The organism is Chitinimonas sp. (assembly GCF_036568685.1).
Classification (GTDB): domain Bacteria; phylum Pseudomonadota; class Gammaproteobacteria; order Burkholderiales; family Chitinimonadaceae; genus Chitinimonas.
This window is the reverse complement of record NZ_DATCSC010000107.1, coordinates 1-24188: the sequence shown is the minus strand read 5'-3', so window position 1 is coordinate 24188 and position 24188 is coordinate 1. Positions and strand designations below refer to the sequence as shown.

Annotated in this window: 23 protein-coding genes; 16 read left to right on the top strand and 7 right to left on the bottom strand. The window is 65.0% G+C overall.

What is annotated here, in order from left to right; all coding sequences use genetic code 11:
• Positions 1 to 59: 59 nt before the first annotated feature.
• Complete coding sequence (locus tag VIM95_RS15530; protein ID WP_331987463.1) at positions 60 to 554, top strand: NADH-quinone oxidoreductase subunit B family protein; 495 nt, start codon at positions 60 to 62, stop codon at positions 552 to 554.
• Between the two features lie 7 nt (positions 555 to 561).
• Here the strand turns inward: VIM95_RS15530 and VIM95_RS15525 are convergent, their stop codons facing one another.
• The 3 genes from VIM95_RS15525 to VIM95_RS15515 form a co-directional block, all read right to left on the bottom strand.
• On the bottom strand, positions 562 to 1149 hold the full coding sequence (locus tag VIM95_RS15525) for an NAD(P)H-dependent oxidoreductase (protein WP_331987458.1): 588 nt from the start codon (positions 1147 to 1149) through the stop codon (positions 562 to 564).
• 121 nt (positions 1150 to 1270) lie between these two features.
• A complete protein-coding gene (locus VIM95_RS15520) occupies positions 1271 to 1693 on the bottom strand; it encodes a hypothetical protein (RefSeq protein WP_331987455.1) in 423 nt (140 codons plus the stop codon).
• A gap of 24 nt (positions 1694 to 1717) precedes the next feature.
• On the bottom strand, positions 1718 to 2359 hold the full coding sequence (locus VIM95_RS15515; protein WP_331987452.1) for an SLATT domain-containing protein: 642 nt from the start codon (positions 2357 to 2359) through the stop codon (positions 1718 to 1720).
• Positions 2360 to 2497: 138 nt separating this feature from the next.
• On the opposite strand from VIM95_RS15515, the gene VIM95_RS15510 reads away from it, so the two are divergent.
• Entirely contained in the window at positions 2498 to 3220 is a 723-nt protein-coding gene (locus tag VIM95_RS15510) for an ABC transporter substrate-binding protein (protein WP_331987448.1), read from the top strand.
• Positions 3221 to 3252: 32 nt separating this feature from the next.
• Here VIM95_RS15510 and VIM95_RS15505 read toward each other — a convergent pair whose 3' ends face one another.
• The 3 genes from VIM95_RS15505 to VIM95_RS15495 form a co-directional block, all read right to left on the bottom strand.
• Positions 3253 to 3585 carry a hypothetical protein gene (locus VIM95_RS15505; protein ID WP_331987444.1) on the bottom strand — a complete coding sequence of 111 codons (333 nt, stop codon included), beginning with the start codon at positions 3583 to 3585 and terminating at the stop codon, positions 3253 to 3255.
• A 113-nt stretch (positions 3586 to 3698) separates the two neighbouring features.
• Entirely contained in the window at positions 3699 to 4184 is a 486-nt protein-coding gene (locus VIM95_RS15500; RefSeq protein ID WP_331987440.1) for a hypothetical protein, read from the bottom strand.
• 91 nt (positions 4185 to 4275) lie between these two features.
• Entirely contained in the window at positions 4276 to 5196 is a 921-nt protein-coding gene (locus VIM95_RS15495) for a LysR family transcriptional regulator (protein ID WP_331987436.1), read from the bottom strand.
• A 106-nt stretch (positions 5197 to 5302) separates the two neighbouring features.
• Here VIM95_RS15495 and VIM95_RS15490 point away from each other — a divergent pair, with 106 nt between their 5' ends.
• The 9 genes from VIM95_RS15490 (at position 5303) to yiaA (ending at position 10488) form a co-directional block, all read left to right on the top strand.
• Complete coding sequence (locus tag VIM95_RS15490; protein WP_331987434.1) at positions 5303 to 6181, top strand: DMT family transporter; 879 nt, start codon at positions 5303 to 5305, stop codon at positions 6179 to 6181.
• A gap of 125 nt (positions 6182 to 6306) precedes the next feature.
• Entirely contained in the window at positions 6307 to 6624 is a 318-nt protein-coding gene (locus VIM95_RS15485) for a hypothetical protein (RefSeq protein ID WP_331987432.1), read from the top strand.
• 38 nt (positions 6625 to 6662) lie between these two features.
• On the top strand, positions 6663 to 7472 hold the full coding sequence (locus VIM95_RS15480; protein WP_331987430.1) for a DUF4349 domain-containing protein: 810 nt from the start codon (positions 6663 to 6665) through the stop codon (positions 7470 to 7472).
• 78 nt (positions 7473 to 7550) lie between these two features.
• Positions 7551 to 7772, top strand: coding sequence for a hypothetical protein (locus tag VIM95_RS15475; RefSeq protein ID WP_331987428.1), 222 nt, complete (start codon positions 7551 to 7553; stop codon positions 7770 to 7772).
• 8 nt (positions 7773 to 7780) lie between these two features.
• On the top strand, positions 7781 to 8110 hold the full coding sequence (locus VIM95_RS15470) for a DHCW motif cupin fold protein (RefSeq protein WP_331987426.1): 330 nt from the start codon (positions 7781 to 7783) through the stop codon (positions 8108 to 8110).
• 69 nt (positions 8111 to 8179) lie between these two features.
• Entirely contained in the window at positions 8180 to 8638 is a 459-nt protein-coding gene (locus tag VIM95_RS15465) for a GNAT family N-acetyltransferase (protein WP_331987424.1), read from the top strand.
• Positions 8619 to 9221, top strand: coding sequence for a VTT domain-containing protein (locus tag VIM95_RS15460; protein ID WP_331987422.1), 603 nt, complete (start codon positions 8619 to 8621; stop codon positions 9219 to 9221). Before VIM95_RS15465 ends, VIM95_RS15460 begins: the two co-directional genes overlap by 20 nt.
• 131 nt (positions 9222 to 9352) lie before the next feature.
• Positions 9353 to 9856: a tetratricopeptide repeat protein gene (locus VIM95_RS15455; protein ID WP_331987420.1), complete on the top strand. Its 504-nt coding sequence runs from the start codon at positions 9353 to 9355 to the stop codon at positions 9854 to 9856.
• Between the two features lie 197 nt (positions 9857 to 10053).
• Positions 10054 to 10488 (top strand): inner membrane protein YiaA, encoded by a 435-nt coding sequence (yiaA, locus tag VIM95_RS15450; RefSeq protein WP_331987418.1) that lies wholly within the window; start codon positions 10054 to 10056, stop codon positions 10486 to 10488.
• Positions 10489 to 10493: 5 nt separating this feature from the next.
• Here the strand turns inward: yiaA and VIM95_RS15445 are convergent, their stop codons facing one another.
• A complete protein-coding gene (locus tag VIM95_RS15445; RefSeq protein WP_331987416.1) occupies positions 10494 to 11849 on the bottom strand; it encodes a S41 family peptidase in 1356 nt (451 codons plus the stop codon).
• A gap of 331 nt (positions 11850 to 12180) precedes the next feature.
• Here VIM95_RS15445 and VIM95_RS15440 point away from each other — a divergent pair, with 331 nt between their 5' ends.
• The 5 genes from VIM95_RS15440 to VIM95_RS15420 form a co-directional block, all read left to right on the top strand.
• Complete coding sequence (locus VIM95_RS15440) at positions 12181 to 18003, top strand: alpha-2-macroglobulin family protein (RefSeq protein ID WP_331987414.1); 5823 nt, start codon at positions 12181 to 12183, stop codon at positions 18001 to 18003.
• 25 nt (positions 18004 to 18028) lie between these two features.
• A complete protein-coding gene (pbpC, locus tag VIM95_RS15435) occupies positions 18029 to 20296 on the top strand; it encodes a penicillin-binding protein 1C (RefSeq protein WP_331987412.1) in 2268 nt (755 codons plus the stop codon).
• Between the two features lie 452 nt (positions 20297 to 20748).
• Entirely contained in the window at positions 20749 to 22587 is a 1839-nt protein-coding gene (locus tag VIM95_RS15430) for a M6 family metalloprotease domain-containing protein (RefSeq protein ID WP_331987408.1), read from the top strand.
• Positions 22588 to 22591: 4 nt separating this feature from the next.
• Positions 22592 to 23398 (top strand): hypothetical protein, encoded by an 807-nt coding sequence (locus VIM95_RS15425; RefSeq protein ID WP_331987404.1) that lies wholly within the window; start codon positions 22592 to 22594, stop codon positions 23396 to 23398.
• On the top strand, positions 23395 to 24188 hold a 794-nt coding region (locus VIM95_RS15420; RefSeq protein WP_331987401.1), incomplete at its 3' end, for a hypothetical protein. The genes VIM95_RS15425 and VIM95_RS15420, both read left to right, overlap by 4 nt.

The window sequence follows — 24188 nt, the reverse complement described above, 5'->3', positions numbered from 1 at the left end:
ACAAGTATCGACGCAACCTTTTGCCTACAGTGCCGCCATTGCCTTGAGGAGGACATGCGGTGCTAAGCGGCAACCTGGAAAAAGACGGTTTTATGCTGAGTTCGGTCGAGGGGCTGATCAATGCGGCGCAGAAGGACAGCCTCTGGTACCTCTCCTTCGGCCTGGCGTGCTGCGCGGTGGAAATGATGCATGCGGCCGGGGCACGCTACGACATGGACCGCTTCGGCATGATGCCGCGTCCCTCGCCTCGGCATGCCGACCTGATGATCGTGGCGGGCACCTTGACCAACAAGATGGCCGCCGCTATGCGCAAGGTCTATGACCAGATGCCCGAGCCCAAGTACGTGGTTTCGATGGGCTCCTGCGCCAACGGCGGTGGCTACTACCACTACAGCTACTCGGTGGTGCGCGGTTGCGACCGCATCGTGCCGGTGGACATCTACGTACCCGGCTGCCCACCCACGGCGGAGGCCCTGCTCTATGGGCTGATGCAGCTGCAGCACAAGATCCGCCGCAGCGGCTATCAGGGCAAGGCGGTGTTGATCGAGCGCTGAGATCCCCTCAGGCCGCCGCCATCCCCAGTTGCTCCAGCCGCCGGAACCAGCGCTCCACCACCTGCGGCTTGAGCTGTGCCACGAGGCCGATGATGGTCTCGTCGACCGGTTCTATGCCGACAAAGTTGAGCACATTGCGCTTGAGCGCGCGGATGCTGTGGGCGCGGTAGTACCAGCGGTAGATCAGGGCAGGCATGCCCATGGTGACCACCAGCCGGGCCGAGCGCCCGGTCAGGCCCTTGTGCGCCAGCGGGTTGCGCTCGTCACCCGAGAAGGCAAAACCCGGCCGGGCCACCTGTTCCAGAAAGGCCTTCAGGAGCGCCGGCATGTCGCCCAGCCAGAGCGGGAAGATCAGCACGATATGCTCGGCCCAGCTTACATCGGCCTGCGCGCTGGCAATGTCCGGCGGTGGCGGGCTGTGCTCCCACTCGTGCTGGCTGCGCAGAAGAGCGAAGTCGAGCTCGGTGACGTTGATATGCCGTATCTCATGCCCACCCGCCAGCGCGCCACGCCGGTAGGCGCTGCCTAGCGCATGGCAGAGGTGCCGCTCGCTGCAGTCGGGGTGGCCCTGGATGATGAGGATGCGCTTGCCCATGTGCTGCTCCCAGTTTTGGATGGGCGCAGCCTGTCATGGAGGGGGAAGCGGGATTTTGATCCCGCGCAAGTCTGCGTCCGCCTGTTGCGTCGGTGCTTACCTCATTTCGCGGCGAATATGTCTAGTCACGTAATTCCTTGCGTATCACCAGTTTTAGGCCGGACCAGACCTCGCTTACCGCGCAGACCTTGATATCCACATAGCCTAGCGGAAGGCAGACCGCGCGGATCACGTCTTCGGTGATATCGGTCGGTACCTTGGCGGCCTTCTTGGGCCAGGATACCCAGATGGCCGCATCGGGGCGTATGCGGTGGCGCAGATAGTCCAACTGCTCGGCCAGTTCTTGCCGCGACGCGGTGAAGAGATGGGTTACGTCAGTCCGTGCCGAGACCGAATCCACAAAGCGCAGCTCGGCCGGCAGGGGGGCGAGCCAGTCCTGGTAGTGCTCGGGCGCATTGATGGCCAGCACCTCACCCCCGGCGGGGAGGCCGAGCTTCTTGGCGAGCGGGGTACCGGAGTAACCGGCGTTCTGGGGGGGAGCCATGTTGATCCTCGCTTGGGATAGGGTTCAGGGCGGGGTCTTCCCGGCACCCTTGTTCTGCGCGTCTTTCTGGAACTGTTCCAACGCCGCAAGGGTCAGGCCTGCCCAGTCGCCGGTCTCGGCCAGGACCATGTCGTGCAGTTTGGTGGCGTAATCCAGTATCAGGGTGAAGCCGCGTCTGCTTGCTTCATCCGCAGCGCCGGGGTTGCTGAGGTAGTCATACCAGCCTATGCGCGACGCGGTGATCAGCTTTTCCAGTTTCAGTTGGGTAGTCACGAAGCGCACGTGCCCGGCGGTGCCGCCAAACAGCGTATTGGCGGTCAGTGCGCCAGCGGATATGGCGAGAAAGACATAACCAAGCTCCGCCCGGAAGGGGCCTGCAGGCCAGGCAAGGCCAGCGCCGGCCAGCAAGGGGATCAAGAGGCCGATCGAGCCGGTTGCCAAGGCGATGGTGCGGGCCACGCCGGATATCCAGGCGCGGGTATTGCGCCGCCGATGGTAGTAATACACTTCCGCTTCGGCCAGCTCGTCCACCGCCCGGAACAATTGGTCCAGTGCGCCGGGTGATTCGTTGTTTGCCCACGGGATGTCCTGCAGCCGTTCACGAAAGCGCACCATGCGGTGCGGGTCTTCCGGGCGCTTCAGCAGGTTGTAGCGCATGGCGTCCATTTCATCCTCCGTCTGGGTGCTCGTTGTTTATATTGAAAACAAGCTAGTACCCGGCGACTACCAACGCCAGCCCTGACCGTGGGGGGCTTGGTGTATGCTGGGCGATATTATATTTTTGAGTGGATGGGGATGATGCGTTTGCGGTGGCTTACCTGGCTGGTGCTTTCCTTGCCGCTCGCAGCTGCCGAGGTCACCATGGCCTTTGGCGAGAAGATTCCGCCCTTCTGCTTTCCGCAGACCAATTCAGGCATCGAGATCGAGGTGATCGGCGAGGCGCTGGCCTACAAGGGCCACGTGCTGGTGCCGCGGTATTACCCCTTTGCCCGGGTACCGGTCGCCTTCAAGGAGCGGCAGGTGGATGCCACCATGTCCGACCTGGGCGAGGACCTCACGCCCTATGGTGCCAACTACGCTGAACCTGCTGTGTTTTACGACAATGTGCTCATTACCCTGCGCAGCCGTAACCTCAGCCTGCGCAGGCCCGAGGACCTCAAGGGCCTGACGGTGATCGCCTTCAACGGTGCCGCGCACCGCTACCCGCAATGGCTGGAGCCGGTCAAGAAGGCGGGCAACTACTACGAGCAGAATGACCAGGAGATCCAGGTCAAGACGTTGATGAAGGGGCGCTACGATGTGGTGCTGAGCGACCGCAACATCTTCCGCTACTTCAGTCTGCAGCTGAAAAAACAGGGCTTCCCGCTACTGCCGGTGGTGGAGCAGCCCTTCACGCAGATCAACCCCAAGGACTACCGCCCGGTCTTTCGCGACCCGCAGATCCGCGACGACTTCAACGCCGGTCTCAAACGGCTCAAGGAAAGCGGCCGCTATCAGGCGATCTACGACAAATACCTGAAGGAATAGGGGGAGGCATCCAGCCCCCCTGGAGCTATACCCTAGCGCTGCATATCGTTGCCAGTGGTCGCCGGGGCGGGTTTGCTGCTGGCGTCCCCTTCACCAAACACCAGCTCGTCACCGCTCACGTCCATGCTCACGCCATCGGCGCTGAGATGGGCCGTGACCACGCCCTGGCAGTGCATCATGCCGCTTTGCTTGTCGTGGCTGCATTTCACCTTGTCGCCCTTGACGTCGACCTTGGCACTGCTGCGGGGTAGTTCCACTCGGGCGACCACCTTGTCCTGCTGTGACACGGTCAGGGTAAAGGCCTGGGCCGGCATGGTCAGCAGACCAAGGCCAAGTAAGGCTGCGAGCATTGGGCGCTTCGTCATGGTCTTTCCTCCTGCGTTTATGGCTTGTTTGCCGGTGCTCTGCTGAGCGCCGGACGAAGGTTGGAGGTGGTGAGTGACGCCAGGTTCAACAAGTTGGGCGGCCTTGCTCCTGCTCAGTTCAGCAGCTCGCCCTCACGGGGCCGGTTGCGGCTGGCGATCTCCTGGTCGCTCAGGGGAGGGCCTTGCCAGACCAGCGACCTGGCTGCGCCACCACCCAGGGCCAGCTCGCGCAGGGCGCGTATCTCCACCTGGGCCAGGCCGCCCTCGGGGTCGCCTAGCGGATGGACCAATACCTTGGGCGAGGCTCGGCACAGGCCTCGCGATCCCACCCTGGCCAGCGCATATTTCATCAGCTGTTCGGTCAGGGTGAAATCCGATACCAGCGTGCGCGGGTGGCCAAGGGGGTTGTGCACCGTCACACCGGGTTCCTGCGCTGCCAGCAGGGCATTGCTACCTACCGCCAGGATCACCTTGCGGCCGCGTTCGGCCAGGGCGATATGCGGAGTATCGCTCCAATGCTCGCCGGTATGGATGTTGCGGGCAGTGATGCGCTCGGGGGAAAGCTGGATATAGATCGTATGTTGTAGCGAAAAAGGCATGGCAAGGAATGTCCTGCAAACGATGAGATGGCAAAAGCGTCCCTATCCTATCTGCATCGGTGCGGCAGCTGAAGGATTGGGGGCTGCCTGCTCAGGCCGGCACGGTCAGCCCGGTTTGCGGGCTCAATACTTCCAGCAGATAGTCGATCAATACCCGGCACTTGGGCGTAAGCCGGGTGTTGGGGGTGTTGAGCAGCCAGGCCGTGCCCTGGTAGGCACCGATGTATTCCCAATCTGCCAGCACCTGTACCGCCTCGCCGCTGGCCAGCGCCGGGGCAGCAATAAACTGTGGCAGTACCGCTATCCCATAGCCCTGCAGCATGCCCTCCAGGCGCACCTCGCTATGGTTGCAGATATAGCGACCACGTACCGGCACCCTGTGCTGCTCGCTACCACGGCGCAGCTGCCAGTTGGCATCGCTGGCGGTCTCTCCCAGGTAAAGGCAGTCGTGCTGTGCCAGTTCCATAGGGTGGCCGGGTGTGCCATGTTGCGCCAGGTAGGCGGGGCTGGCGCAGAGCAGCTGACGCACCGGCATCAGCGGTCGGGCCACCAGGGCGGCGGGTGGCTGGTCGGCCACCTGTATCATCAGGTCCACCTCGTCCGCCACCGGGTTGAGCATGCGGTCGTTCAGAATCAGTTGCACCTCCACCTCGGGGTAGCGCGCCAGAAAGGTCGGCATCAAGGGGTGGATTACCCGCCGGCCAAAAGCCTTGGGCATGCTGATACGTACCAGCCCGCGCGGCGTCTCCTGCGCGCTCTCGGCCAGGGCCACTACCTCGCGTGCCGCCTGCAGCATGCCGGTACCACGCTGGTAGACCTCGGCCCCCACATCGCTCAACCGCAACTGGCGGGTGGAGCGCTCCAAGAGGCGCAGGCCCAGCTGCCCCTCCAGCCGGCTCACGGTACGGCTCACCGCCGAGGGCGTCAGCCCCAGCTGGCGAGCAGCCGCAGAGAAGCTGCCGCAATCCACCACCCGCACGAAGACCGCCAGGTCGGGCAGTAGCAGATCCAATCGATTTGTTCCCATGGCGCACAACTGCTGTTCTGATTCTGTGGATTATCAGCTTTTAAGTCTGGTTTGATAATGCCCCGCTGACATCACATCCGGGAGCCGCGACATGGCCGAAATACTCTTGCTGTTGGTCGCCGTGGTCTGGGGTACCAGCTACGGCCTCGCCAAGGAGGCGGTACTGCTCTACCCGGTGCTGGGCTTTCTGGCCGCACGCTTCTGCCTGACCTTTCTGATCCTCTCGCCCGCCGCCTGGCGCGAGCTGCGTCGCCACCCCAGGCTGGCGCTCTCCACCGCCTTGCCCCTGGGTGGTCTACTGCTGGCGATTTTTCTGTGCGAGACCTGGGGGGTGGCGCATACCTCGGCGGCCAATGCGGCCTTCTTGATCAGCCTGTGTGTGGTGCTCACGCCCTTTGCCGAATGGCTGCTGCTCAAGCAAGCACCATCCCGCACCGCCTTTGTGGCGGCGGGCATCTCGCTATGCGGTACCGCGCTGCTCACCGGCAGCATTCACCTGCAGCTGAATTTAGGTGACGGCCTGATGCTGGCGGCCGCCGCGCTGCGTGCGCTATTTGTCTGCATGACTCGGCGGCTGACTGCCGATCAGCCCATCTCCACCCTGGGCCTCACCGGCTTGCAGACCGGGGTAGTGGGGCTGGGCTGCCTGATACTGGCTGGGCTGCAGCCCACGCCATTGCCAGCCCTGCCTGCGTCCTCTGTCTTCTGGGGCATCGTCGCCTATATGGTCCTGTTCTGTACCTTGTTCGCCTTCTTTGCTCAGAACTGGGCCATACGCCGCAGTGGCCCCAGCCGCGCTGCCTTGCTCACCGGCAGCGAGCCACTGTGGGGCGCCCTGTTCGCCATGGCCTGGCTGGGTGAGGCTATGACGCCACAGGCGGTGCTGGGCGGCTTGCTCATTCTGGGTGCCAGCCTCTGGGCGGCCCTGCCTGAGCGGCGCCCGCTGGCGGCCAGCCCGGCAGCCGGCTAGGGCAGGGGATATCCCCCATTTGGGTGAAGTGGCGCGGAATACTTCATGGCAATATGCGCGTACACCGCAGATTGGTAATGCTCAACGCTGCGCGATGACAAAAGCCGGAGTGCCCGAGGAGAGCCATGCGTATCACCCCCAGCCGTCTGTTCGGCGCCGCCAAATTGGTGCTGGCGCTAACCGTCATTGGCGCCACCACGGCGGTGGCAGCCCAACCCATCTTCCCCGACCTGCCTTTGGACCGCCTGCTGTTCTACAGCATGGGCGCACTGCTGGCCTTGGTAGGCTGCGCCATGCTGCTGCTGGTGCTCTCGCTCACCTTCCGCCAATACCTGCTCCGCAAAGGAGCGAGCGATACCCAATGGCTGTGGTTCGATGGCGAACCACGCGGCCTGGCCCGACTGCGGCGCATAGTGGTGCAGCGTGGCATTGAGCACCACTGATAGCAGCCTCCCCCTGTTTGCAAGTGCAAGGACCCTTGATGCGTAACTACCTGCTGACCCTTGTGGCCGCCTTGGCCCTGCTTGGCTGTGGCAAGAAAGAGGAAATGTCCGCCGCTGCGCCGGCTGCTGCCCCGGCCGCGGCCCCCGTAGGCAGTGGTGGCCAGGCAGCGGCCGGGGCCGCCCCGCGGCGTACCTTGGCCTACCACCACTGGCTGATGGTTGAAGTTGCAGAAGAGCGTATCGCCACGCTCTCGCAATCTGCCCAGACCCGGTGCCAGCAGGACACCATCAATGCCTGCGAGATGCTGGGTGCACGTATCAGCAGTGGGCGCCGGGCCTCGGCCTCCTTGAGCTTTCGGGCCAAGCCGGCCGGTATACGCAAGCTGATCGCGGCGCTCAGTACCGAAGGAGGGATCAAGTCCCAGTCCACCTCGGCCGAAGACTTGGCCGGCCCGATCACCGACGTGGAAAAGCAGCTGGCCATGCGGCAGTCCTATCGTGCCAAGCTCGAAGAGCTGCTAAGCCGCAAGGCGCTGGGCGTGGATGAGCTGATCAAGCTCAACAAGGAGCTGGCCGAGGTACAGAGCGACCTCGAAGCCATGAGCGGCAAACATGCCCAGCTACTGCGCCGGGTGGATACCGAAGAGCTCGACGTCACCCTGGACGTTTCCGGCGGCGACGCCTTCTGGCGACCGATCAGCCATGCTTTCTCCGACTTCGGCGGCAATTTTGCCCAGGGCGTGGCCAATACCGTGACTGCGCTGGCCTACCTGCTGCCCTGGCTGGTAATGCTGTTCGTGTTTGTCTGGCTGCTGCGCAAACTGTGGCGGCGCAGGCGTGTTGCGTAGCAATCAGGTTGCTTCTGTATCTGCCCCGCTCGCTTGGGGCAGGTATCCTGATCCGGGCTCATTGAGTAAAGCCGCTTTATGTCCCGCATCTTCCTTGTCTTATTGGCTGTACCGCTGTTCCTGCTTGGTGGCTGCTCCACCCGCCAGCTCTACCTCGCCGGCCAGCAAAGCCAGCAGCTCGAATGCAACAAGCTGCCGGACATGGCTGCGCGGCAGCGTTGCCTGGCGCAGGCCAAGCTCCCTTACGAGGACTACCGCCGTGAAGTGGACGGTGCGGCCTCTCCCCAAACCGCCAAGTAAGGCCGCCCATGCAACTGACCGACATCCCCTTTGGCACCACCGACTGGTCCACGATTGAGCGGACCGAGCACCGTGGTGAGCGCGGCATGGCCTATTGGCGCATGCAGCAGTTCGGTAAGGTGCGAGTCCGCATGGTGGAATACACGCCAGGCTATCTGGCTGACCACTGGTGCGTGAAGGGGCATATCCTGCTTTGCCTCTCGGGCGAATTGCATACCGAGCTCGAAGACGGCCGCAGCTACACCCTCAAGCCCGGTATGAGCTACCAGGTGGCCGATGGTGCCGAGCCGCACCGCTCCTCCACCGAGACCGGGGCTACGCTGTTCATCGTCGACTGACCCTTGATTAGGCTTGCTCTGCAGCTGAGCGGGCGCTATCCATGTAGGAACATCCCGAGGTCTGTCACCATGAAACTGACCGTCCAACTCCGTCCCATGTCCGTGACCGATGCCAAGGCCGTGGCCGAGCTTTTGTCCGAGCAGGGGCCGGTGCTGACCGTTGACGATATTGCCGAGCGTTTCAGCCGGCTGGCGACGACCCAGGAGCAACTGGTCTGCGTGGCCGAGCTGGAAGGCTGGATCGTGGGCCTGTGCCAGGTTCATGGCATACGCGCCATTGCTGGCGAGAGCCATGCCGAGATCAGCACCCTGGCGGTGGCCGGCGGCTTTCAGCGCCGGGGCATAGGCCGCCAGTTGGTAGAACGGGCGCAAGACTGGGCATTGGCGGCCGGCTACCCCTTGCTCCGCCTTGGCGACAAGGCCAGCCGTACCGAAGCGCACCGTTTCTTTGAGGCCATAGGCTTTGTGCGTGGCGAGGCCTGCTACCCCTTTGTGCGGCAGGTGCTGGGTGGCTTGGCGACGCCCTGAGGTCAAACGCCGCGTGCCACACACCACTCCGCCCAAGGCTGGTCGCTTTGCTGCCCTTTGGCATGGCTGGCTGCTGGCATTGCAGCACAGCCCCTACTATCCGCTGGCGGTGGCGGCGCTGGCCTTGCCTTCCAATGCCACCGGGCTCTACCCCTACGGCCCCATTCTCTGCGCCGCATTGCTGATTGCGCCGCAGCGCTGGCGCAGCGTCTGGCTGTTTGCCTGCCTGGGCGCCACCTGCGGTGCACTCCTCTTGGCGGCGCTGGTGCAGTGGCAGGGCACACCCTTTATCGAACATGCCATGCCGGGGCTGATGCAGCAGCCGGAATGGCAAGCCCACGAGGCCCGCGTGGCGCAGTACGGCCCCTGGGCGCTGCTCGTCTTTGCGGCGCTGCCCATCCCGCAAACCCCCGTGGTGCTGATCACCGCACTGAGCCAGGCCAGCCTCTGGCAGATCGGCCTTGCCGTGTTTGCTGGCAAGCTTGTGAAGTACGGCGCCTATACGCTGATGACCCTTGGCGCCCGCGGGGCGCTACGGCGCTGGTTCCGGCGCAGGAATGGGCCGGGGCAGGGACGGGGCTGAGGCTCCTTCAATGTGGCAACAAGCCGACAGTTGGGCCCGTCAGCACACCTGAAATACAAATCCATCAGACTTTGCTTGTACATTCATGGGCCGCGAGTTGGCAGCTCGCCAGAACATAATGAGGGACAAGTATGGATGCCAATGCACTGGCCGATTGGGAACTGCGGCTTGCCGAACTGTGGAAGCAGCTTGATCGCGTGGAAGCGGACGACTTTGTCGCCTGCATGGAAGCGCTGACCACGGAACTGCCCGCCGGCCACCCGATTGGTCTGTTCGAGCGCGGCAGCGCACACGATTCCACCGGCAGCCCTGAGCTGGCCGTACCGCTCTACCGCGCCGCCCTGGCTGCAGGCGTTACCGGCCTGCGCCGCCGCCGCGCCACTATTCAGCTCGCAAGCTCGCTGCGCAACCTGGGCGAGGCCGAGGAAGCCGTGGCACTGCTGAGCAGCGAACTGCTGATGGGCTCGGACGAGCTCGATGGTGCCGTGCGCGGCTTTCTGGCCCTGGCCCTCACCCAGCTTGGTCGTGAGCGCCAGGCGGTATCGCATAGCCTGACTGCCCTGGCGCAATACCTGCCACGTTACAACCGCTCGCTGGCCCGTTACGCCGAAGACCTGCTGGTCGAGGTCGAATAAGGCCGCATCATCTCCCGCAGGGGGCAGCGTGTCGCTCGGCGCAGGTGCTCGTACGGCCGTTTGGTATCGATTTCTGCACCGCCCGGTAGCGCCAGCCTGCTTCCCCCGTATGGAGGATTCGCGCTGGCGCGCTTGCTGGCAAACTCCCGCCGTCGCTTGCACTGGGCTGTCAGCCCAGGCCAATAACGGGAGAGAAAATGAAACAAACCCTGCCACGCCCCTCCGGTGCCTTCGTCGGCGCATCCTGGGCTGCCTTGCTGCTGGGCGCCGTCACCTACCTTGCGGGTCTCTGGAATTCTGCCCTGCAGCTCAACGAGAAGGGCTTCTACCTCACCCTGCTCATGTACGGCCTGTTCGCCGCCATCTCGCTACAGAAGTCGGTACGCGACAAACTCGAAGGCCTGGCGGTCTCCGGCCTCTACTTTGGTCTTTGCTGGGTATCGCTGATCGCCTGCCTGCTGCTTCTGGGTACCGGGCTCTGGAACGCCAGCCTCAACCTCAGCGAGAAGGGCTTCTACGGCATGTCTTTCGTGCTCAGCCTGTTTGCGGCGGTAGCGATCCAGAAGAATGTGCGCGACGCCGCAGCGCTGCGCGAGTTGGGGCAGTTTGCAGACACCCAACCGGCGCGCTGAGCGAGCTAGCTGCCTTGCAGTTGTATGAGCAGGGCCTTGACCTGGCCTTGCTCGTCCATCGGGTCGAGGGGCAGGGCGATATCCGGTGTGACCAGCTTGGGCTCCGCCTTGCCTGAGCTGCGGTTCAGGATAAAGCGCGGCGCCACCACTTCGAGGCCCGTGTTGGGTAAGGCGGTGACCTGGATACCGCCGCTCTGCTGGGTACGTGCATAACCGCCGCTGCCGGCCAGTTGGGCAAAACCGTAGTCTTGTACCGCATTGCTGAACAGGATGGCCGAGGAATAGGTACCGGCACCCACCAGCACATAGACCTTGCCAGCGAAGTGCAGCGGATTGCTTGGTTCCGGTTGCTCCCAGCTCTGTATGCTGCCCTGTACCACGTCCCCCACCTGCTCACCGGGTCCGGCGCGGCCGGTCAGTACCTTCTTGAGGTAACTCGATCCATTCTGGTAGGGCCGCTCGGCGATATAACGCAACAGGCCCTGCTTCCACATATCGTCATCGCCACCACCGTTGTCGCGGATATCGATCAACAGCGTCTCCACGCCAGCATCATGCATCTGCGCAAAGGCCCGCTTGGTAAAGTCGAAATAGCGGTTCTTGTCGGCCCAGGAGAAGGCCTTGATGGTGAGCAGCGCGGCGTTGCCAGACAGGAGCTTGAACTGGAACTGGCGCTCGAAATCGGTATCGGTCTGCACCTGCTCGGGCAGCGCCTTGCCACCGGGCAAGGTCAGGTTCTGGCGTTTACCCGCGGCGTCTGCGACGGTCAGTACATAGGTCTCGGCCTCGCCATACTGCTTCCAGTAGTAATAAGCCCAGCGCTTGGCCAGTAGATTGCGGCGGAAAGCCGGCGTATCACCGTGGGCCAGACCGAGCAGGGTGGCCACGACCTCACGGGCATCCCGACCATTGATCAGGCTAATACGCTGGCCGGCCAGCGCCGTGGGCTTGCCGCCCAGCTCGGCACGCAGCCTTGGCTCGCCTTCCTGGTCGATCACCACTTCAAAGGGAAACAGCGTGCCACCTTGATCCACCTGCTTGCGTAGCTGGCCGCGCCAGTCTGGCTGGTTCACGGTCAGGTGGGCATCGGCAAACACCGGGTTGAGGGTGGCCAGCACCCGCCAGGCTTCGTCGCGCGTCATGGGGCGCTGCAGCTGCACGGCCACCTTGCGGTAGGCCTGTGCCAGCGCGGCCTGGTCGGTGGAGTGGCCGATATCCGGGTGGGTACGGGCGATCGCCACCTGCATGGCCAGGAAGTCCTGCTGCAACTGCGCCACGCTATAGCGCGTCGGTTCACTGGCCTGTACTACAGGGCAGAGCAAGGCAAGCGCCAAGAGGGCGCGCAGGGGCTTCAAGTGCACTTTGCTACTCCTAGATCAATCAGCGCCCTCTGCCGGGGCACTGGGCTGCGCAGTGTGGCAGAGGTTGCGCGGTAGCGGTCATCCTTCATTTGAAGGATTCGGCCATCCTGTCGAAATGGCGGGATGCGTTCCCCTTGGCTTTCTTGCTGTTGGCTTGTGGGTCTTGCCATCATGCAAGGTACAAGTACCCAAACCCCACCTTAGTTAGCAAACCTTCCGCCGCGTTACGATACACTCCGCCGCGTTACGATATTGTCATTTGCAACGCAGACCTGAACGTCCAATCATGAGACGTTGGTTCCCCGTACGATAAGAGAGAAGAGGAAGAAACATGCCGCGCCACCTCAAGCCGCAGCCGCTACGGCCTATGCACGCCCACGCACGGGCGAAAAAGGGAGGGGGGCGATGGTGGCCGGCGCTCTTGTTTGCCGGCCTCGCGCTGGCGGCCCACGCTACCTCGCTGAACCGTTTCACCCCGCAGGGTGACGTGGCCAATGTCCGGCAGGTATCGGTCGGGTTCGATGCGCCCATGCAGGCGCTGGGCCAGCCCGATACCGCGGCGCCGGTCAGCTGGTCCTGTACCGGCAGCAAGCTGCGCGGCAACCCGCGCTGGATAGACCAGCAGACCTGGGTGCTGGACTTTGACGACGGCCTGCCGGCCGGTGTGCGCTGCGAGTTCAAGCCCGTGGCCGGCCTCAAGGATCTGGAAGGCAATGCGGTCAAGTCGGCCGCCAACTATCGCTTCAATACCGGTGCGCCCGAGATCAACGCCTGGATCGACACCGGCGAGCGCGATGCCTATGCGATCGACGAAGAGCAGGTCTTCCTCCTGCAGAGCACGGCCCAGATCGACGCCGGCAGTATCGAATCGCGTGCCTGGTGCGGGGTGGAGGGCTTGGGCGAGAAGGTCAAGGCCAAGCAGATCGCCCCGGCGCTGAAGGCCGAGATCCTCAAGCAATACGGCCGCCAGGCGCAGGCCAACCAGATCGTGGCGCTGCAATGCAGCCGCAGCCTGCCCTCGGGTTCCATTGTGGTGCTGCATGTGGACGCCGGCTTCAAGACCATTACCGGCCTGGCCAGCAAGCTGCCACTACAGCGCGAATTCCGCGTGCGGCCGGCTTTTTCTGTCACGGTCAATTGCGAGCGTGAGAATGCCGACGCCGATTGCGTGCCCTTCACGCCCATGCAGCTGCGCTTCTCGGGCCAGATCAATGAAGAGGACCTGGGCAAGATCTACCTGGTCGGCCCCAATGGCCAGAAGTGGCAGGCCAAGGTACAGCCACGCAACGAATATGAAGAGGGCGAGCCGAGCACGGTGGCCGAATTCAGCGGTCCCTTTGCGCCGCTCAGCACCTACAGCCTGCAGGTACCGGCCAAGCTGCGCGATGCCGATGGCCGCCCACTGGCCAACCGCGACCGGCTGGCCAAGGTGACGGTCAAGACCGGCGACTACCCACCCCTGCTCAAGTTCGCTGCCGACTTCGGCATAGTCGAGCGCAACGCTGGTGGCATGCTGCCGGTGACCCTGCGCAACCTCGACCCGGTGACCGACAGCAAGCTGGCCACGGCCGACGGCAGCAAGCCCGGCACTGGCGCCAAGGTGCGCATCGTACGGTTGACCACGGACGAAGACATCATCGCCTGGATGGGGCGCGACCCTTTGTTCGAGAACGGCAAGAGCAGCGATGAGCAGCGTGACTACCGCGAACGCTCGCTGCTGCTCAAGGAACCCAAGGCCCGTACCCTGCTCCTGCCCAAGCCCAACGGTGCCAAGCCCATGGAGGTGGTGGGCATACCGCTCGGCGAACCCGGCTACTACGTGGTGGAGGGGGAATCGCGCTTTCTGGGTGACCGCCTGATCGGCAAGAAGGCGCCGATGTTTGTGCAGACCCGGGTGGTGAATACCAACCTCTCGGTCCACCTCAAGCTCGCGCCGGAGAACCAGCTCGTCTGGGTGACGGCGCTCGATACCGGCAAACCGGTAGCCGGCGCACGTATCTCGGTGCGGGATTGCACCGGCAAGCAGATCGCGTTTGGCGATACCGGTGCCGACGGCGCCATGGCGATCCGCCGTGCCCTGCCACCCAACCCCAACCGCTGCGCCAGCGGGGTGTATGGCTACTATGTCTCGGCCCGTGCCAAGGTGGGCGGCGTGGACGACATGGCCTTTGTGCTGTCGCACTGGCAGCGTGGCATTGAAAACTGGCGCTTCCAGCTGCCTGGCGGTTATGTGCTGCCTAGCATCATGACCCACGCCGTGCTCGACCGTGCCCTGTTCCGTGCCGGCGAGACGGTGCACATCAAGCATTTTGCCCGCCGCCATACCACGGCTGGTTTTGGTGCCGTGGCGGCCGAGGAGCTGCCGGACAAGCTGGTGATCCAGTTCGAGGGTGACGACCAGCAGTTCGAGCAGCCATTGAGCTGGAAGAACGGCGCGGCCGAGAGCAGCTGGAAGATTCCGCCTGCCGCCAAGCTGGGCCGCTACTGGATCACCTACGCCAAGGCCGACAAGAAGGCCGCCAAGGTCTATGGCGACGACGACGGCTACTGGGGTGGTGGCTATATGCGCGGTGGCAGCTTCAAGGTGGGCGAATTCCGCCTGCCGGTGCTCAAGGGCGAGGTCACGGCCGGCAAGCCGGCGGTGGCCGCCAAGGAGCTGCCGCTGGACCTCAAGCTCAGCTACCTTGCCGGTGGCGGCGCAAGCGGCGAGAAGGTACGCGTGCGCAGCCAGCGCCGCATCGCCTACCTCAACCCGGTGGACTTCGACGACTACAGCTTTGGCGGCGCGCCGCTGGAGGCCGACCGCATCAAGGCCGGCGAATGGTATGGCCGTAATGAGGAAAATGCGGTGGTGTTCGACGACCAGCGCGATGTGCAGCTCGACAAGAGCGGTACCCGCCGGGTGACGGTCAAGGAAGTGCCGGCCTCCAGCCAGCCGGCCAGCATCTACAGCGAGATGGAGTTCACCGATCCTTCCGGCGAGATCCACGCCGCCAGCGCCACCACCGCCTGGTTCCCCTCGGCCGTGGTGGCCGGGGTGGGTACCGATTCCTGGCTCAAGCCCGGCAGCCCGGTCAAGGTACGGGTGGCCACCCTCGATACCTTGCTCAAGCCCCGTGCGGCGGCCTACTCGGTACACGTCTGGCACCGCCAATCCTTCGTCCACCGCAAGCGGCTGGTGGGCGGCTTCTATAGCTACGAGCAGAACTATGAAGTGCAGGACATGGGCGAGGTCTGCAAGGGCAAGACCGATGGCAAGGGCAAGGCCAGCTGCGAGTTCGCCCCGCCCAAGCTGGCTGCCGAGCAGCAGTCGGGTGAGCTGATCATCGAAGTGACCGGCCGCGACGAAGCCGGCAACAAGAGCTACGCCAGTACCAGCGTCTGGTCCGGCATGGCGGACGACGGCTGGTTTGACCAGGGCGATTCCGACCGTATCGACCTGATCCCTGAGAAGAAGGCCTACGAGCCGGGCGAAACCGCGATCTTCCAGGTCCGCTCGCCCTTCCGTGAGGCAACGGCGTTGGTGACGGTGGAACGTGAAGGGGTGATCGACCGCTTCGTCACCACGGTGAGCGGCAACCAGCCCACCATCAGCGTACCCATCAAGCCCAACTACGGCCCCAATGTCTACGTCTCGGCGCTGTTGATCCGCGGCCGGGTGGGCGATGTGCAACCCACCGCCCTGGTAGACCTGGGCAAGCCGGCCTACAAGCTCGGCATTGCTGGCATCAAGGTGGGGCAGAGCGGCTACACCCTGGGCGTGACCGTCTCGCCCGAAAAGCCGGTCTACAAGACCCGCGAGCAGGCCTCGGTCAAGGTCAAGGTGGTCAAGCCCGACGGCACGCCAGCCAAGGGTGGCGAGTTTGTACTCGCAGCGGTGGACGAGGCGCTGCTGGAACTGGCACGTAACGATTCCTGGCAGATACTGGCGCGCATGATGGCCGAGCGTGGCTACGAGGTAGAGACCGCGACCGCCCAGGCCGAGGTGATCGGCAAGCGGCACTTTGGTCTCAAGGCCCTGCCAGCGGGCGGCGGCGGCGGCAAGCAAGCCACCCGCGAGCTGTTCGATACGCTCATCAAGTGGGATGCCAATGTGAAGCTGGATGACCAGGGCGAAGCCGTGGTCAAGCTGCCGCTGAACGATTCGCTCACCACCATCCGCATCGTGGCCGTGGCCACGCAGGGCAACAACCTGTTCGGTACCGGCTGGGCGCGCATCCGCACCACCAAGGATGTGCAGCTGTTCTCCGGCCTGCCACCCGTGGTGCGCGACCCGGATACCTTCCGTGCCGGCTTTACCGTACGCAATATGGGCGAGGCCAAGGACACCATCACGGTTACGCCGGCCGCCGGTGTGGTCGTGGGTGCCAACCGCGTGGCCATCAATGGTCTTACGCCGCAGAGCGTGACACTGGAACCGGGCGAGGGCCGCGAGCTGGCCTGGAACCTCACGGTGCCGGCGGGTGCCAGCGGCATTGATTGGCAAGTGGGGGCGCGTGGCCTGCGTGGCAGCGAAGATGCCTTCAAGACCAGCCAAAAGGTACTACCCAGCTTCCGTGTCTCGGTACAGGGCAGCGTGCTGGAGCAGGTAAACGGCAGCTATAGCGTGCCGGTCAAACTGCCGGCGGATGCCATTCCCGGCCGCGGCGGGGTGGAGGTCTTCCTCAAGGGCAAGCTCGGCGCCAGCAGCGATGGCGTGCGAAGCTATATGGAGAGCTATCCCTATATCTGCCTGGAGCAGAAGGTCTCCAAGTCCATCGCCACTGCCAGCCGCGCCCGCTGGGCAGACGTGATGAGCCATATCGAAACCTATCTCGACGATAACGGCCTGGCAGCGTACTACCCCAACCCCACTACGACTTACAACCGTACTTCCATCCCGCTCACTGCCTACTTGCTGGCCGCCTCGCACGAGGCCGGCTACGAGATCCCCTTGGAGACGCGCAGCCGCATGCTGGCCGGTCTGGCGGGCTTTGTGGAAGGCCGCATCCAGGAGAACCCGGAAGTGCGCTGGAGCAAGGGCAACGATCTGGTCATGCGCAAGCTGACGGCCCTGGAAGCGCTCTCGCGCTACGGCGAGGCCACACCAGCACGGCTGGCCACCATCCAGCTCGACCCGGCCCACTGGCCAACCGGAGCATTGGTGGACTGGCTCAACATCCTGCAGCGCACGCCGCAAGTGCCCAACCGCGACAAGCGCCTGGCCGAGGCCGAGCAGTTGCTGCGTACCCGCATGGTGAGCTCGGGTACCCTGACCCAGTTTGCCAACGAGAGTGGCGACTACTGGTGGTGGATGATGGTCTCGCCCGATGCGACCGCCGCCCGTGCCATCAGCGCGCTGATGGAGCGGCCGTCCTTCCAGCGCGATGTGCCCAAGCTGGTGCGCGGTGTGGTGGCGCGCCAGCGCGGTGGTGCCTGGAACACGACCCCGGCCAACGTCTGGGGCTCGCTGATGCTGGACAAGTTCGCCCGCAAGTACGAGAAGACCACGGTGGCCGGCAGCACCGCCATCAGCCTGGCTGGCAGCAGCACGCCGGCCCAGAGCCTGAACTGGGACAAGGCCAGTACCAGCGTGGCCAACAGCAAGGACGTACTCGACCCGGGCCAGGGCTTCCGCTTCAACTGGCCAGCCAGCGGCAGCGGCACGGTGAGCATTACCCAGAACGGCGCAGGCAAGCCCTGGGCCACCGTGCGTACCCTGGCGGCCCGCAAGCTCGCGGCGCCGGTCTACAGCGGCTTTACCGTGAACAAGAAGATCAGTGCCGTGGAGCAGAAGGTGCCCGGCCGCTGGAGCCGTGGCGACGTGGTGCGGGTGGAACTCAGTATCACCGCGCCTGCCAGTTGGACCTCGGTGGTGGTGAACGACCCGGTGCCGGCCGGCGCCACCATCCTGGGCAGCGGCCTGGGGGGTGAATCGGCACTGGCGCAGGGTAGTGGCGGCGGCAGTACCGGCAGCTGGGCCAGCTATATCGAGCGCGCCTTTGACGCCTACCGCGCCTACTACGGCTACTTCTGGAAGCAGGCCAATATGGTCTACACCTTCCGCCTCAACAACGCCGGCGACTTCAAGCTGCCGCCCACCCGGGTGGAAGCCATGTACGCGCCGGAGAACTTTGGCGAGGCACCGAACGGGGACTGGCATGTGGAGCAGTAAACGCGGTTGGGCTGGCCCAGCGGGGTTGCCTCTGCTGGCTGGCCTGGCCCTCCTGTCCGCTCCGGGCACCGCCCGGGCGGCCGACGCACCGGACTTTGCCGCCGTGAAGGCGGCCTACCGTACCAGCGACTGGCTGGTGGCGGACCGTACCGGTGCCCCGCTGCAGACCGTGCGGCACGACTACGGCGTGCGGCGCCTGCCCTGGGTGGCGCTGGACGAAGTCTCGCCCACCCTGCAGGTGGCCCTTGTCACCGCCGAAGACCAGCGCTTCTGGGAGCATGGCGGGGTGGACTGGGCGGCGCTCGCACAGGCTGCCTGGAGCAACCAGCAGGGTGGCCAGACGGTGCGCGGTGCCTCCACCCTCACTATGCAGCTGGCGGGTCTGTTGGACCCGGCCCTGCGTGCGGCACCCGGCAGCCGCCGTAACCTGGGACAGAAGTGGGACCAGGCGCTGGCGGCCCGTAGCATCGAAAAGACCTGGAGCAAGCGGCAGATACTGGAAGCCTACTTGAACCTCATGCCGCTACGCGGCGAGGCCAGCGGCCTGCGTGCCGCCAGCCAGCTCTGGTTTGGCAAGGCGCCGGATGGCCTGGACTGGACCGAGGCAGTGCTGCTGTCGGCCTTGGTACGGCAGCCGCAGGCCAATGCCGAGCGGGTGGCCGAGCGCGCCTGCGGCATTGCGCTGGCACTGGATGAAGAACAACTGGGTGCCGGCAACCGGCCGGACTGCCGCAGCGTACGTGCACGGGCCATGATCGCCCTGGGCGACAAGCCCGGCTATGGCCGCGTGCCCGGTCAGGAACTGGCGCCGCACTTGGCGCGCAAAGCCATCGAGGCCTGGGGCAAACGGCCGGCGCCGCTGGCCAACCCCGCCGGCATGCCGGTACTGCGCACTACGCTCGACGCCCGCATCCAGCGTCTGGCGGTGGAGAGCCTGACCGCCCACCTGCGCGAGCTGCGCAAGCAGAATGTGGAAGATGGCGCCGCCATCGTGCTCGACAACGCCACCGGTGAAGTGGTGGCCTGGGTCGGCTCCAGCGGGCTGATCTCGGACGCGCCGCAGGTGGACGGCGTGCTGGCGCCGCGCCAGGCCGGCTCCACGCTCAAGCCCTTTCTCTACGGCCTCGCACTGGAACAGCGCCGGCTGACCGCTGCCTCGCTGCTGCATGACTCGCCCTTGGCGCTGACTGCCGCCAACGGTGCCTATGTGCCGCAGAACTACGACCGGCAGTTCAAGGGCTGGGTCAGCGCGCGGACTGCGCTCGCGTCCAGCCTCAACGTGCCGGCGGTGCGCACGTTGCTGCTCACCGGGGTGGAGCCCTTCTACCAGCGGCTCAAGCTGCTGGGGCTGGATACGCTCGACAAACCGGCCGACCACTACGGCTTTGGCCTGGCGCTCGGTGGGGCCGATGTGCGCCTTCTGGATCTGGCCAATGCCTACCGGGCCTTGGCCAATGGCGGCCAGTGGAGCCCGGTTGCGCCGCTGCTGCCGGGCGAGCCGCGCCCCGCAGGGGAGGGGCGCCGTGCGCTCTCGCCAGCGGCGGCCTTTGTGGTGGGCGATATCCTCTCCGACCGCGGTGCCCGTGCGCCGACCTTCGACCTTGAAAACACCCTCGCCACCCGTGTCTGGTCGGCGGTCAAAACCGGCACCAGCAAGGATATGCGCGACAACTGGTGCATGGGCTACACCCGTCGCTATACCGTGGGCGTATGGGTGGGGAATTTCTCGGGCGAGCCGATGTGGGATGTATCGGGCATGCACGGTGCCGCGCCTGTCTGGCGCGACCTGGTGCAGGCCCTGCAGGAGGCCGACCCAGGCCAGCCACCCAAGGCCCCGGCCGGGGTAGTGGCCAGCATGGTGCACTTCAAGGGTGTGCAGGAGGCGGCGCGGCGCGAGTGGTTTGTGCGTGGTACCGAGACGCAGGAGATTGCCCGGGCCGACCAGGCGGCGGACGAATCCGCCGCACCAGCCCCGCCACGTATCCAGTACCCCGGAAACGGCTTGGTGATTGCGCTGGACCCTGACCTGCCGCCAGCGGTGGAGCGCGTGGTACTGCGCAGCGAACCCTCGGACCCGCGCTACCGCTGGCAGCTCGAGCGCAGCCTGCCCAGCCCTTGCCGCCAGACCCTGCCTGCCGGTAGCGCCTGGGCACCACAACCCGGTAGCTGGACCTTGAAGCTGCTGGATGGCGAGGGACAGCAGGTCGCCAATGCGGTACGTTTCTCGGTCCGCGGCAGTACCAGGCGTGCGCTGGAATGTGACGCGGTGCCGGCGGCAGTCGGCGCACCCTGAGCACAAATTTCACCCCCAAACGCCGTTCATCGCCAATCCGGTCTTCCTCATCCATATGGGGGATGCGATGCGGCATAGGCGGGGTATAGGATGCCGCCATTCCAAATCCAAGGACTGCAAAGGTCCGGCTCGCCCCCTTAGCGGGCTGCCCATGAGGCAGACGACCGCAGGGTGGGGCGAGAGGGATTCCACGCTGCAGTGCTCCGCCGGCTAGGGTGGGGGTGCAGGTGGAAAGGCACAGACCCGTGAGCCCTGGTGGCACGGGTATTGATGAGAGGCAGCACGCACGATCCAGCCTACCGGTGCAGCAGCACGTGTTACCGGGCCATCCCGTTGTACCCATACCTCCAATGAAAGTCCGCCCGCAGCTTGGCCTTGGCTTTGCCATCGTCCGGCAGGGGAGCGGCTTCGCTTGAATCTCGGCATCCCTATCCCTTATGGAGAATGATGTCATGGCTACCCTGAACTACCGCCGGTCCAAACCGACCGAACTCCGCCATATCTACCAGCAGGCCAAGCTGAGCGACGACGGCCAGCGTTGCATGGTGGCACCCGCGCCCGAGCTGGCCGACAAGCTGCACAAGGAGCTGGCCACCATGCGCAGCAAGGCCAAGGACTTTATGGCCCCCCTGCAGATGCGCGCCTCCGAGCCCCGGCATGACGGCTTCAACGACGGCATGATCTTTCCGCCCTCGGACTTCCCGCTCGGGGCCCCACCCAGCATGATCCGCAGCGCCGCCGCCGAGCGCGCGCCGCTGCACGGTGTGGTCAGGGTGATCGTGGTGCTGGTGGACTTCAGCGACAAGCCCATGACCCAGACCAACGCCCACTTCGAGCAGCTGTTTTTCTCCACCGGGGTGATCCCGACCAAGAGCGTGCGCGAGTACTACACCGACGTGACCCGAGGCCAGATCGACATCCAGGGCCAGGTGGTCGGCCCCTTCCGCATGCCGCAGACCCTGGCCCAGTACGCCCACGGCGCATCCGGTACCGGCGGCGTGCAGCCCAATGCCCAGACCATGGCGCGAGATGCGTTGCTGGCCGCCAATGCCACGGTGAACTTCGGCCTCTACGACAACGACGGCAACGGCTTTGTCGATGCCTTTATCGTGGTCCATGCCGGCCCTGGTGCCGAGGTAACCGGTAGTTCCAGTGATATCTGGTCGCACAAATGGACGCTGGCGGGTGGTGCGCAGAGCGTGGACGGCACCAAGGTGTTTGCCTACCTCACGGTGCCGGAAGATTCCAAGATCGGTGTGTGCTGCCATGAGCTGGGCCATTTGCTGTTCGGCTTCCCCGACCTTTACGACACCGACTACACCTCGGAAGGCATAGGCAACTGGTGTTTGATGTCGGGCGGCAGCTGGGGCGGTGGCGGCAATACCCCGGTACACCCCTCGGCCTGGTGCAAGGCCAACCAGGGCTGGGCCAGCGTGGTCAATATCACCAGCAATGGCGTAAAGAACATCGCCGACGTGAAGGACAGCGGCGTGGTCTACCGGCTGTGGAAGGACGGCGCAGCCGGTAGCGAATACTTCCTGGTGGAGAACCGCCAGCGTACGGGCTTTGATGCTTCCATGCCCGCTGACGGCCTCCTGATCTGGCATATCGACGACAGCGTGGCCGGCAATACCAACGAGGCCCACTACAAGGTCGCCCTCATGCAGGCCGATGGCAAGCGCGATATGGAGCTGGACCATAACCGCGGGGATGCCGGCGACCCGTTCCCGGGCAGCAGCAACAATACCTCCTTCACCAATACCTCCACGCCCAATTCGCAGTCCTATTCCGGCCAGAACACCTGCGTGGCGGTGACCGGCATCGGTGCCTCCGCCCCGGTGATGAGCGCCAACTTGCGGGTGAGCTGCACCATCAAGCTCAAGAAGGAGTTCATCAAGGACAAGGAGCTGGCCAAGGAACTGCAGAAGGAGCACCAGAAGGAGATCGTCGACAAGAACGTCAATGTCGACAAGCTCAAGGAAAAGCCCATCACCGACAAGAGCGTGGGCCTCGACAAGGGCTTTAGCGAGAAGCAGGTCGACAAGCAGGTGGACAAGCCGGTCGACCGGCCTATCGACCCTGGCACCGGCGGCGGCCTGGGCCATCTCGGCGGGTTGGAGGCCCGGGTCGCCAACCTGGAGGCCATGCTGCTGGGGCATGGGGGGGCCGAGCCGTTTATCCCCACCAGCTTGCGGCCGGACCTGAGCGCCAGTGCGCTGGGGCATGCGGACGATGCCTTCGACCCGCAGGCCAGCGGTGGCAAGCGGCTCTTGGATAGGCCGCAGGGCTAAGGCCATGGCGCGCGATCTGGCTTTGTTATTGGCCGAGCCGGGCGATGCCGGCGCGGAGGCCATCGGCGCCACCCTGCGGCAGCAGGGTGTGCCGGTACTCCGCACCGGCATGGCTGAACTGGCTGGCGCAAGCTGGCGGCATGCGGTCGATGCCGCCACCCATACCACCCTGCGGCTGGCCGATGGCCGGCGGCTGGAGGACGAGCAGATCGGGGTGGTGCTCAACCGCCTTCCCGGCCTGCCACCACCAGCCTTCGCCACGTCCTCGGCGCTGGATCGCGAATACGCCACGGCGGAATTCCACGCCTTGCTCTGCAGCTGGCTCAACAGCCTGCCGGTGGCGGTAGCCAACCTGCCGCAGCATGGCCAGGAATACGAGCCGGCGCTGCACCCTCTTGGCTGGCGCTGCCTGGCCGCCGCGCGGGGTATGGCGGTAGGGGACTTCGCCGTCCTTTCCGCCACCCGGCGCGGTGGCGGCGCGGGGCTGCAGCGCCTGGGCGGCAGCCGTTACCCGGCCGGCAGCAATGTGGCCGGCTGGTACTGGGCAGGCAGCGAGGCGCCCATACACTGGTGCCACGTGTTCGGCGAACAGGCCCTGGGCTACGACGACGATGCCGCCGGCCTGGTACTGGCGGCGCAGAGCATAGGCCTGGTGCAGGCGCTAGGCCTGTACTACGCGGCGCTGTGCTTCCGGCGCGGAGAAGCGGGCTGGGTGCTGGTGGAGCTGTTGGCCCAGCCACCGCTCGATACACCGGCCAGCCAGCGGGCCTGCGCCGGCTGGCTGGCGCACGAACTGGAGCGGCAGATATGAAGGGCCCCATTCTCTTTGTCGGCGTGGCAGACGAATCTCCCCTGGCCATGGCCATTGCCGCCGCCAAGCGGCTGGGCCTGCCCCAGCTCATCATCGACCAGCGCCAGCTGACCGGACAGGACGTTGAGATCGGCATACGCCGCGGCCAGTGCTTTGCCCGCTGGTGGAGCGGCAGCAGCGAGTTCGACCTCACCACCTGCACCGGCGCCTATACCCGCGCCATCCCGGCCTCGCTGGTGCGTGACAAGGCGGGCGGGCCGCACGGCGTACTGCACGACCACTATTTTGTCGATGCCCTGAACGCCTGGCTGGAGGTGGCGCCACTACGCGTGGCCAACCGCCTGGCGGCAGGTTGCTCCAATGGTGCCAAGACCTGGCAGGCGCAGCAGATACTGGCCGCCGGCTTCAATATTCCGCCCTCGTTGATCAGCAACGACCCGGACGAGGTACTGGCTTTCCGCCGCCAGCACCGCCGGCTGGTGTTCAAATCGGCCAGCGGTCTGCGCAGCATTGTCACCCCGCTGGAAGGCGAGCACGAAGCGCGGCTGGACCGGATACGGGTGCTGCCCACCTTGTTCCAGGCCTATATCCCCGGCGTGAACTACCGGGTGCATGTGGTGGATAAGCAAGCGTTCTGTACGCGTATCGATTCGCGTGCCACCGACTACCGCTATGCAGAGAGGGAAGGCTGCGCCGCCGGTATGGAGGCCGACCGGCTGCCGGATGAGGTGGCCCAGCGCTGCATACGGTTGGCCCAGCGCCTAGGGCTGGTGATGGCCGGCATCGACCT

Bases quoted from the DNA above. Each gene is read 5' to 3' on its own strand.
- VIM95_RS15525 (WP_331987458.1), bottom strand. From the start codon at position 1,149: ATGGGCAAGCGCATCCTCATCATCCAGGGCCACCCCGACTGCAGCGAG.
- VIM95_RS15520 (WP_331987455.1), bottom strand. From the start codon at position 1,693: ATGGCTCCCCCCCAGAACGCCGGTTACTCCGGTACCCCGCTCGCCAAG.
- VIM95_RS15515 (WP_331987452.1), bottom strand. From the start codon at position 2,359: ATGGACGCCATGCGCTACAACCTGCTGAAGCGCCCGGAAGACCCGCAC.
- VIM95_RS15505 (WP_331987444.1), bottom strand. From the start codon at position 3,585: ATGACGAAGCGCCCAATGCTCGCAGCCTTACTTGGCCTTGGTCTGCTG.
- VIM95_RS15500 (WP_331987440.1), bottom strand. From the start codon at position 4,184: ATGCCTTTTTCGCTACAACATACGATCTATATCCAGCTTTCCCCCGAG.
- VIM95_RS15490 (WP_331987434.1), top strand. From the start codon at position 5,303: ATGGCCGAAATACTCTTGCTGTTGGTCGCCGTGGTCTGGGGTACCAGC.
- VIM95_RS15485 (WP_331987432.1), top strand. From the start codon at position 6,307: ATGCGTATCACCCCCAGCCGTCTGTTCGGCGCCGCCAAATTGGTGCTG.
- VIM95_RS15480 (WP_331987430.1), top strand. From the start codon at position 6,663: ATGCGTAACTACCTGCTGACCCTTGTGGCCGCCTTGGCCCTGCTTGGC.
- VIM95_RS15475 (WP_331987428.1), top strand. From the start codon at position 7,551: ATGTCCCGCATCTTCCTTGTCTTATTGGCTGTACCGCTGTTCCTGCTT.
- VIM95_RS15470 (WP_331987426.1), top strand. From the start codon at position 7,781: ATGCAACTGACCGACATCCCCTTTGGCACCACCGACTGGTCCACGATT.
- VIM95_RS15465 (WP_331987424.1), top strand. From the start codon at position 8,180: ATGAAACTGACCGTCCAACTCCGTCCCATGTCCGTGACCGATGCCAAG.
- VIM95_RS15455 (WP_331987420.1), top strand. From the start codon at position 9,353: ATGGATGCCAATGCACTGGCCGATTGGGAACTGCGGCTTGCCGAACTG.
- yiaA (WP_331987418.1), top strand. From the start codon at position 10,054: ATGAAACAAACCCTGCCACGCCCCTCCGGTGCCTTCGTCGGCGCATCC.
- VIM95_RS15440 (WP_331987414.1), top strand. From the start codon at position 12,181: ATGCCGCGCCACCTCAAGCCGCAGCCGCTACGGCCTATGCACGCCCAC.
- VIM95_RS15430 (WP_331987408.1), top strand. From the start codon at position 20,749: ATGGCTACCCTGAACTACCGCCGGTCCAAACCGACCGAACTCCGCCAT.
- VIM95_RS15425 (WP_331987404.1), top strand. From the start codon at position 22,592: ATGGCGCGCGATCTGGCTTTGTTATTGGCCGAGCCGGGCGATGCCGGC.